We start from the raw sequence: 816 nt of genomic DNA, 5'->3' as shown, positions 1-816 counted from the left end.
TAGTGGCTATTTTGCGTGGTGGAGAAGGCCAGAGAACCGTTACGTTCAGGCAGACGTGACGCTCACAGCGTCAATTCAGAGGATTCATAAGGAGAGTCGGGGCACCTAGGGTGCCCCCCGCGTCCAGGTCGTTCTGGCGGACGAGGGGATGCAGGTTAGTCGGGCGCGGATCACCCGGCTAATGAAGGCGGCAGGGCTCAAGGTGCGCTGCAAGCGGAAGTTTCGCACCACCACCAACTCAAAACACCGGCATTCAGTGGCTAACAACCTACTCAACCGCAACTTCACTGCGGACCAGCAGAACCGGAAATGGGTAACAGACATCACGTATTTACCCGTGTCCGAGGGTTGGATCTACCTGGCGGTGGTGATGGATTTGTTCTCCAGGAAGATCATCGGTTGGGCCATGCGCAAGACGCTTCATACCGAGCTGGTCGTGGCTGCACTCACGATGGCCCAGCGAACCCGACGTCCTGGACAGGAAATTCTCCATCACTCGGACCAGGGGGTTCAATACGCCAGTAGCGAGTATCGACAGGCCTTGGAGCGCCTCCAGGCGCTCCAGAGCATGAGCAGGAAAGGGGAATGCTGGGACAATGCCGCGATGGAGAGCTTCTTCGCCACTCTCAAGATGGAACTCGATCTCCACAAGGTACAGGGAAACCGCGCTGACACGCGTAATTTGGTCTTCGAGTGGATTGAGATCTTCTACAACCGCGAGCGACGCCATTCCAGCCTGGGGTACCGCTCACCCACTCGATTCGAAGAATACTGGGCCAGACCGAACTGATCCTCCACAGGGGTCTTGCAATATCA

1 pseudogene is annotated in these 816 nt (G+C 57.1%); it reads left to right on the top strand.

The window, feature by feature from the left end:
- Nucleotides 1-121: 121 nt before the first annotated feature.
- Nucleotides 122-790, top strand: a pseudogene (locus GUI70_RS22500) (IS3 family transposase); the annotation flags it as partial.
- Between the last annotated feature and the right edge of the window lie 26 nt (nucleotides 791-816).

The organism is Deinococcus alpinitundrae (assembly GCF_009982895.1).
GTDB lineage: Bacteria > Deinococcota > Deinococci > Deinococcales > Deinococcaceae > Deinococcus > Deinococcus alpinitundrae.
The sequence above is the reverse complement of the archived record's forward strand: the minus strand, read 5'-3'. Positions and strand labels throughout refer to the sequence as shown.